The organism is Pseudanabaena biceps PCC 7429 (genome assembly GCF_000332215.1).
Taxonomy (GTDB): Bacteria; Cyanobacteriota; Cyanobacteriia; order Pseudanabaenales; family Pseudanabaenaceae; genus Pseudanabaena; species Pseudanabaena biceps.
On record NZ_ALWB01000213.1, the window covers coordinates 1 to 8819 of the forward strand.

Annotated in this window: 8 protein-coding genes; 6 read left to right on the plus strand and 2 right to left on the minus strand. The window is 44.2% G+C overall.

Going from position 1 to position 8819, the window contains the following annotated elements:
• From PSE7429_RS18575 to PSE7429_RS18590, 4 genes are all read left to right on the plus strand, one after another.
• On the plus strand, positions 1 to 546 hold a 546-nt coding region (locus PSE7429_RS18575), incomplete at its 5' end, for a hypothetical protein (RefSeq protein WP_009628864.1).
• Positions 547 to 811: 265 nt separating this feature from the next.
• Entirely contained in the window at positions 812 to 3223 is a 2412-nt protein-coding gene (locus tag PSE7429_RS18580; RefSeq protein ID WP_233424388.1) for a heavy metal translocating P-type ATPase, read from the plus strand.
• 160 nt (positions 3224 to 3383) lie between these two features.
• On the plus strand, positions 3384 to 3704 hold the full coding sequence (gene sugE / locus PSE7429_RS18585; protein ID WP_009628866.1) for a quaternary ammonium compound efflux SMR transporter SugE: 321 nt from the start codon (positions 3384 to 3386) through the stop codon (positions 3702 to 3704).
• A gap of 46 nt (positions 3705 to 3750) precedes the next feature.
• Positions 3751 to 5331: a CPBP family intramembrane glutamic endopeptidase gene (locus PSE7429_RS18590; RefSeq protein WP_009628867.1), complete on the plus strand. Its 1581-nt coding sequence runs from the start codon at positions 3751 to 3753 to the stop codon at positions 5329 to 5331.
• A gap of 238 nt (positions 5332 to 5569) precedes the next feature.
• On the opposite strand, the gene tilS is transcribed toward PSE7429_RS18590, so the two are convergent.
• Together tilS and PSE7429_RS26015 are read right to left on the minus strand one after the other, a co-directional pair.
• Positions 5570 to 6571, minus strand: a complete 1002-nt coding sequence (gene tilS, locus PSE7429_RS18595; RefSeq protein WP_009628868.1) for a tRNA lysidine(34) synthetase TilS — start codon at positions 6569 to 6571, stop codon at positions 5570 to 5572.
• 181 nt (positions 6572 to 6752) lie between these two features.
• A complete protein-coding gene (locus PSE7429_RS26015; protein ID WP_144052539.1) occupies positions 6753 to 7046 on the minus strand; it encodes a hypothetical protein in 294 nt (97 codons plus the stop codon).
• Positions 7047 to 7125: 79 nt separating this feature from the next.
• On the opposite strand from PSE7429_RS26015, the gene PSE7429_RS18600 reads away from it, so the two are divergent.
• Positions 7126 to 7986 (plus strand): hypothetical protein, encoded by an 861-nt coding sequence (locus tag PSE7429_RS18600; protein WP_144052540.1) that lies wholly within the window; start codon positions 7126 to 7128, stop codon positions 7984 to 7986.
• 132 nt (positions 7987 to 8118) lie between these two features.
• A complete protein-coding gene (locus PSE7429_RS18605; RefSeq protein ID WP_009628870.1) occupies positions 8119 to 8655 on the plus strand; it encodes a hypothetical protein in 537 nt (178 codons plus the stop codon).
• Positions 8656 to 8819 lie beyond the last annotated feature (164 nt).

Sequence of the window (8819 nt, forward strand, 5' to 3'; positions counted from 1 at the left end):
GTCCATTCTTATTGCTTTAAATCCTCTCAAATCCTTATTCTCTATGTGTTGAGCAATTACGAAAAATTAGCATATATTTACAAGCATAGAAAGAATCTACATGTTTGTGAAGAAACTGGATTAAGACGCGATGTAATTGGGAAATCTTCTAAAGTTCATCAAGTCAATAGTCAGACATACATTCTAGCATTTTATTGTGGTAATGGAGCATACACTGATTATTTTGAGTACATGCTCTATTCAATAAAAAATGACACTATTGAAATTAAGCCACTCTCTTTTTTAATGAGATCTGATGCGTACTCAATGATGGATTTAAATGGTCAACCTATTTGGTTTTACCGAAAGCTAGTTAATGGATTATCAGATTTCGATCTAGAAAACTTAACTTTAAAAGTTAATGCAGTTCATAATCTAGAGGGTTATAAAGCTGAATATAAGTTTGAGAATGATGAGTTTAAGCTTACAAAGTATACCATTTACTATCGCAAAGTTTCAGAAGACCAACAACAATTACTAGATGAATCTAAAGTTATTTACCCGTAGAATTTATTAGTAGATATTTGATTCTTAGAGATTATTTGAAAGGTTCTCTAAGAATCATGACTAGTAATGCGTAATGCGATCGCTTCAAATGTCTCTGATTGCTCTGGCAAAGGTGGCAGTATCAGTTTGACAAGCGATCGCGGCAATATCCAGAGCGATCGCGATCGCTGTGATAGAGGTTTTTAGAGCGGGTCGCAACTTAGGTTAAAGTAGGAATCTTAAAGAGCTTTCTAAATTTAGATTATCGTTTTTGGGTATTAGGTTTGTGGCAGAGACTCAATCAATAACATCAATATCCCCCATAGCACCACCTACAACCCGATCTAGCTCCTTAGCCTTGGCGATCGCGGGTATGAAATGTGCGGGTTGCGTAGCAACGGTCGAAAAACGTCTGCTCGCCTGTGAAGGGGTCAAGGCGGCGAACGTCAATTTGTTGACGGAGAGAGCCACCGTAGTTTATGGCTCAGAGGACTCACCCCAGAACCTAGCCCCGCAGTTAATTGAGGCGATCGCTAAAGCAGGTTTTGCAGCGGAATTTATTGATAAACGCGATCGCCAATTGACAGGCAAAGCATTACCGCCAAACCCAACTGCAAATTCTTGGTTGGGGATTACTAAGGAAATCGCGATTCCTGCATCGTTAGTACTTTTAGCGATCGTGGGACATTTGGGTCTAATCGGCGTAATGGATGTACCTCTATTGGGGAATATGTACGTTCATTGGATCGTCTCCACGGTAGCGCTAGGCTGGATTGGTCGCCCAATTTGGTGGGATGGCTTGAGATCTTTGTGGTATCGAGCGCCAAATATGAACTCGTTAGTAGGGTTAGGAACGGTTGCGGCATATTTGGCAAGCACGATCGCTTTATGGGTTCCACAACTCCATTGGCAGTGTTTCTTTGAAGAGCCTGTGATGTTGTTGGGATTTGTATTGCTAGGGCAGGCTCTATTAGAGAGATCGAAGGGGAAAGCCTCCAACGCTATCCGCGCCTTGATGGAGTTGCAGCCTCCTAGCGCCAGATTGTTAGTGCAAGGTGCTGATGGAGAATTGCAGGTCTCGGTAGCAGTGGAAGACTTGCAAGTAGGCGATCGCATCGTGGTTTTGCCTGGAGAAAAAATTCCCATCGATGGGGAAATCGTCGGCGGGAGTTCGAGTATTGATGAGTCGATGCTTACAGGCGAGTCAATGCCTGTCACCAAGCAATTAGGAGCAAGAGTTACGGGGGCGACTTTAAATTTGACGGGAGCCATTACGGTTCGGGTCTTCCAGATTGGCTCGGAAACGACGTTGGCGAAAATTGTATCCTTGGTGGAAGCAGCACAGGCAAGCAAAGCCCCCATTCAATACCTAGCCGATCGCGTGGCAGGATATTTTGCCTATTCGGTCATGGCGATCGCTGTTCTAACATTTCTAACTTGGTATGGGATTCTCCATGCTGAAATTGTATTTAGCCTGCGCTTAGCGATCGCTGTTTTGGTGGTGGCTTGTCCCTGCGCCTTGGGACTGGCAACGCCCACAGCGATTATGGTCGGCACAGGGCTTGGGGCTGAAAGAGGGATTCTCATTAAGGGTGGTGCAAGCTTAGAAAAGATTGATCGGCTATCGGCGGTAGTTTTTGATAAAACAGGTACCTTGACTGAGGGTAAACCTGAAGTTACTGATGTCGTTACCCTTGCGATGGATCGCGATCGCGAAGTCATTGATCAAACTAACTTTCAAGATCTATTTCAAGATCTATTTCAAGATCTAACTGATCGCGCTGATCGTGAAGTCCCAGCCCCAGTATTACGACTGCTGCAAATTACGGCAAGTGCGGAAGTTGGCGCGAACCACATTCTCGGTGCGGCAACGATCTCTAGAGCCAAATCCTTAAACATCGACCTATTGCCCACCCAATCTTCGCAAATTGTGGCAGGATGCGGCGTGGAATCCCAACTGGTAACGGGTGAAGAGATTCTGGTGGGCAATAGCGCATGGTTGTCTGCTCGCCAAGTAGAAATTTCTCGCGAGATGTTAGAGCGATCGCGGCAATTTGCCGAGGCGGGGAAAACTCCCGTTTTTGTTGCCGTAGATGCCAGACTATCGGGCATTATCGCTATGCGCGATCGCCTCAAGCCTGAAGCCATTAATGTCGTTCGTCAAATCGAAGCGATGGGGCTGCAAGTGTGGATGCTTACGGGTGATCGGCAAGAAACTGCGATCGCGATCGCCCATCAGTTGGGCATTCCTCCCGAACGGGCGATCGCGGATGTCAAGCCCGATGGCAAGGCAGCAGCCATTAGGAAACTATTAGCCGAGGGGAATCGGGTGGCAATGATTGGGGATGGCGTTAACGATGCGCCAGCCCTTGCCAGCGCCACTGTGGGCATTGCCCTCAGTTCGGGAACAGATGTCGCGATGGAAACGGCGGATATTGTGTTAATGCGCCATGATATTAGCGATGTTGTGCCTGCGATCCAACTCAGCCGCGCTACCTTCAGTAAAATCCGCCAAAATTTATTCTGGGCCTTTGCCTACAATACTTTGGCGATCCCCATTGCCGCAGGGATTCTCTACCCTAGTTTAGGGATTTCGCTCAATCCCACGATCGCGGGTTTAGCAATGGCGCTTAGTTCTGTCAGCGTAGTTTTAAGTTCCCTATCCTTGCGAACTTCGGCGGCGGCAAAAAATATTTAATGGGTAAGGATGGGCGACGCTTTGCGTCGCCCATCCTTACCTGATACCAATTCGTGAACTGGTATAATCAAAACCCAATAGAGAGTTGCGGCGCTTCGCGCCGCAACTCTCTATTGGGTTTGATGTCCTGACTTAAGTGAATATAGCTATAAAAAACATAATGGATTGGATTAATTTAATTATTGCGGGGCTATTGGAAGTTGTCTGGGCGAGTAGCTTGAAATATACCGATGGTTTTAGCAAACCATTACCCAGCCTGCTAACGATCTCCGCCATTACCATCAGTCTGATCCTCCTCGCCCAAGCCCTAAAAACCTTACCCGTGGGCACAGCCTATGCTGTCTGGACGGGTATCGGTGTAGTAGGAACGGCATTGGTCGGTTCTATATTTCTCGGTGAATCGCGAGATTTGTCTAGATTTATGTACATTGGGGCGATCGTGGTAGGTATTGCGGGTTTGCGATTTGCGGGATCGAAATGATAGGATGGGCGGTGCTTCACCCAGCCCTATCCCCTGAAATAAAAGAATGGATTCTAAGCCTTTGAATGAAAAATCTTTGGATGTTAAATCATTACTGCTAAGTATTCTCAGCTTATTGTCTATTTTATTTATTATCTTCACTTTACAAGCAAGCTGGAATAATCCTCAAGAGCAGACAAAATTAGATTTGCTCCAAACTGATTTGATTTTACAAGCCACACAAGTATCCGAGCAGTCTCCCAATAATTCTGCCGATGACATATTTCAAATTCTTGTTGGTGATGGAACGTCTCAGGATTTATATACACAAGCTCTCAGCAGTTATCAAGAAGTTCTTAGTGATGGTAAAGATAATCTCACCCGTCTAGATCGCCAAGCTCGAAATGGCGATCTAGATAGCTATGAGCGGCAGACGCTCTCTAAACAGAAACAAAAGAAAATAGAAAGTATCAGTGAAATTAGTGATCGTACAGGGCTGCTCCAAATTCAAACTGGGGATATTAAAGGGGCGATCGCTACATGGGAAAACGTCACCAAATTAGAAGGACAGTCCATGACCAGTTATGGATTAACTGCTCAAATCCTGAAAGGGCTATGGTCGGAACCCGTAGCGCTATTCCCCAATGCCGAAACCCAGATTCGACGCACCCTTGACGGTTGGTATCGCAAACAGGCTTTGACAAAGCTCTATCAAGCTCAGCAAAGGAATGAAAAGATCTCCGAACTAGAGCAACAGGCGCGTATAGAAGTTACCTTAGCGATTAATCGACTGGCAATCATCAATTCTATTCCTGTTATTGGTGGTGGTATTGGGGTTCTGCTTTGGCTTGTCCTATTAATTCAATGGATATTCTTTCGCAAGTCTTCTCCTTTTGACCGTCACTCTCAAATCAAACACCCTCAAATTAGTTGGGAAGTTCCTTGGGGTATAAAAACCACTTGGGAAGTAATGGTTTTGTGGTTTACCGCATTTTGTTTGATGACGCAATTTGTGTTGCCCTTAATCTTTGAATTCCTAGATATTTCCACAAGGGCTAAGGAAGATTTCACCGTTCAAGCATTACTCGTGCTTATTCCCTACGTCCTTTCCGTAATTCCTATGTTGCCGATTCTGCAAGCTAGCCTCGCCCCCTATCGTCCCTTGCCAGAAGGTTGGTTTCGCATCAAATTTACTTCCCTAAAGTGGCTAGCATGGGGAATTGGTGGATATTTTGCCGCAGTTCCTTTGGTTTTGATCGTATCGGTGATCAGCCAAAAATTTCTCCAAGGACAGGGTGGTGGTAATCCTCTATTACCAATCTTGACCGATAGTCAAAATAATCTACCGAAATTTCTGCTCTGGACGACTTTAGCGATCGCTGCTCCTTTCTTTGAGGAATACCTGTTTCGGGGATTTTTACTGCATTCGCTTACCAAATCTTTGCCAGTGTGGGGAGCGATCGCCCTAAGTGGATTTTTCTTTGCCTTGGCTCATTTAAACATTGCCGATATTATTCCCCTCAGCGTACTCGGTATGGTGATGGGTTTTGTCTATTGGCGATCCAAGAACCTCCTATCTTCAATGCTATTACATTGTCTCTGGAATAGTGGTAGTTTCTTGGCGCTGATCGCCCTTGGTGGAAAGTAATATCAGAGTTCAAAATGGCGTAGCCATTTTGAACTCTGGTAAGTAGCTAGGCATAAGTAAACTTAAAACCAGAGAGCATACCGCCCGCGTAGCGGGCGGTATGCTCTTCTAGGTTTTTAATTATGCCGAACTACTTATACCAATTTACGAAAGTGTGACAACACTTTTGTGAATTAAAAACTAAACCCAGTAAGGGTTTTCAAAGCTCAAAATGGCGTAGCCATTTTGAGCTTTGGTATTACTTATGCTGTAGGACGATCCAAGGATGATCGACTAGGGCAAAAATCTGTCCTTTAAAAGGAGCGCTTTGCGATCGGTTTTGAGCGGTTAATAAATTTAAAAATCGCTCGATATCTTCAAAATTTACTTGATGGATTAAATATCTGGATAGAAATTGTCTGGCAATTCTTCTTTGTAAAGCTAAGGGTTGCTGCTGAAGGTGTTGGCGGTGCAGTCGAGGTGCTGTCGCATCCCAAATTACGGAAATATTTTCCACAAAAAAATGTTGTGCTTGCGACTCTAAATAGAGGATATCCGCAGACAAAAGCTCCGAAGTCTGGGCGATCGCATTTTCTAGCTGGGGATTAAAATGAGTTTGGAGATAGGGAATAGTTTCTAACCGCAGACGATTGCGACGGTAATCGAGATTTTGATTGGTACTATCTTCCCAAACTACAATTTTGTTTTCTTGACAGAAGGCTGCGGTCTCATGACGACTGACCTGTAATAACGGACGCACTAAATTAATTTCAGGTGTGAGCGATCGCTGCCAAGTTAATGAAGCTAAGCCATTGGCTCCGCTACCGCGCATCAAGTTATAGAGTAAGGTTTCCACGCGATCGCTGCGGGTATGTCCCGTTACGACATAGGCGCTTTGACTTTCCTTTGCCATATCTACCAGCATTTCATAGCGCCATTCCCTTGCACTAGCTTCGCTAGTTAGCGATCGGGTCGCAGTTCTCAAACAAAAGCTGATTCCCCATTCCTTCGCTATTTTTTCGACATGTTCCGCATTCGCCCTTGAGTCATACCGCCATTGATGATCGCAATGGGCGATCGTTAGACCCCAATTAAATTTGCTCCGTTGCATCTGGAAGAGTTTGGCTAAGCATAGGGAATCCTGCCCCCCTGAAACCGCGATCAGACAAGCCGCATTTTCGGGCAATAGGCTAGGCTGGGCTTTTAAAACCGCATTTAATTTAATTCGCAATAATTTTGTAAAATGACTGTTCGATTTCAAGACTTATTGACCTAATCTGCTAATAATCTGCTAATGAAAACCGATCTTTAACGGCATAATAATGTATAATCTTGGTTCTTCGTCATAAGAGAAATCGTGCGAAGATCTTAAAAGAGTATTGCATTTTTGTGTTGTTTGAGTGAGAAGCGATCGCCTCTCTGCTGTTTTGAATATATTGAGCCTAAGATTGCACGATTTCGATAGATTCAGCAAAGTTAGATCGTGGGTGAGGAATATAAATGCTACAGAAATGCTCTACAAAATGCTCTATAAAATTCTCTACAAAGAGATTGCTACTAGTATCTACAGTTGCAGTGGTTAATCTAGGGATGATTTCCATTGGTGAGATATCTGCCCAGACAGAATCTAACCCCAAAAAGACAACCTCTTCGGATCCCCAAAACTCTACTAAAAGCGCTCCAACAGCTAAATCTCCAACAGTCAAATCTCCAACAGTCAAATCTCCAACAGTCAAAAATGTTGCCCAAAACAAGGTAACTAAAACAACTAACCCCAAAAATAAAGTAACAAATCCTCCCGTTCTTCAAAATAGGTTGCCCTTTACCGCGAAGGATCTCCAGCAACCCACAATTGCCTATAAGCCCAGCTCTTCTATTAAAATCTCTACTAAACCAGATAGCAGCCTAGTAGAAGCCGTCCAGAATAAAATCGCTCAAACAGAGCCAACTTCTAATTCTCCCTTTATTAAGATTGAGCCTCTCTCGATCAAGCCCTCCTACTATCCAGGCTTAAACGCAGGAACGCCCAGTGGATTTGGGCTAGAAACTGGAGATGCTTTTGTTGGTCTTTTTGCTGCTACGGCTGGAAAGTTACGGGATCGGGTGGATGGAAGTATTGCTCTAGCGACGGGTATAGGCGATGCAAATAAATACTTTGCGGTTGAAGGAGTCTTCAATATCAATAGTATTCGTAGCTTTGCTTCTAATGGTTCCTTTGATCTTAAGGTGCATAAAATAATTTATGGTGATGCTGAAAACCAAGTAGGCGTTGCTGTTGGTTGGACGAACTTTGCTAACTATGGAATTAATGCAGGCGGAACGCCATCCTCCGTCTATGGGGTGGCTACATTATCGCGGTTGACCGATCCTTCAAGCAAAGATAATCCCAAGCCTTTGGTTATTTCTGCTGGTGTAGGTGGTGGAACCTATCGTAAATCTGATAGCAATGGTGGTGTTGGCGTATTTGGCAGCATTGGCTATCTATTAGATCCCCAATGGGCTGTGAGTTCGGCTTGGTCGGGGCAAGGACTGAACTTCGCTGTGGGCTTTCTTCCCGATCGCACTTTACCGCTCAATATCAACTTGACCTACTCGGATGTTACCAATAATAGTAACGCTGGTACTCAGCTGATTTTGGGCATTACCTATGGGTTTAATTACCTTGGGCGCAGATAAATTTATCTAAGTCATATAATGTCTAGAGCAGTTGATGGCGAAGTTTTTTACAGTGTCAACTGCTCTAAAAAAGGCTAGCGATCGCTCGAATCAACCGCATTTTTAAAGTTTAAATAAGCTAGGTAGCTTGCCATGAAAAAGACATTATTCATTCTCTGCGCCTCCATACTTTGTTTGAGCGTCCAGCCTGTACAAGCGGGTCCTGCTCCTGTGGTGGTAACGCCAACCTCTAACTCCCCGATTGGTTCAGAAAACTCCAGTGCAAATCTCTTAACCATTAACGTTTCTGATATCGTCCCTCAAATAATTAGCCTCGTTCCCGCAAAACTAGACCCAGCTACCATCGAACTGGGTAAACAGGGGTTGATCCTATCTTTGCAAAACTCAGGATTTGATGCTGGGGTGTCAAGTAACTTGGTAAACGATCTCATCGCAGCGTTAAGTCCTGCATTAACCAATGGTGATATATCGATCTCTGGTGACGGAAAAGTATCGCTAAGCAAATCAACTATTACTGTTAATCAAGCGTCCTTTAATCAGGCTATTCAAGATTTTAATGCCATCATCGATTCACTTCAGGGTAATGATGATACGAGCAAAAAAAAGCGCGCCGATCTTCTCAATAATAAGGTTTTTATGGCAATTAGTGCTTTTCTCCGAGCTAGGTAATACCAATTCCCAAAATGGCAACGCCATTTTGGGAATCTCAAAACCTGATTGGGTTTGTTTTTTAATTCACTGAAGTGTTGTCACACTTTCGTGAATTGGTATAACGTGAGTTCGGGATAATTTTAAAACCCCCAAAGAGAGTTGCCGCGCGGAGCGCGGCAACT

Coding starts and splice junctions, on each gene's coding strand:
- PSE7429_RS18590 (WP_009628867.1), top strand. CDS start 3,751: ATGGATTCTAAGCCTTTGAATGAAAAATCTTTGGATGTTAAATCATTA.
- sugE (WP_009628866.1), top strand. CDS start 3,384: ATGGATTGGATTAATTTAATTATTGCGGGGCTATTGGAAGTTGTCTGG.
- PSE7429_RS18605 (WP_009628870.1), top strand. CDS start 8,119: ATGAAAAAGACATTATTCATTCTCTGCGCCTCCATACTTTGTTTGAGC.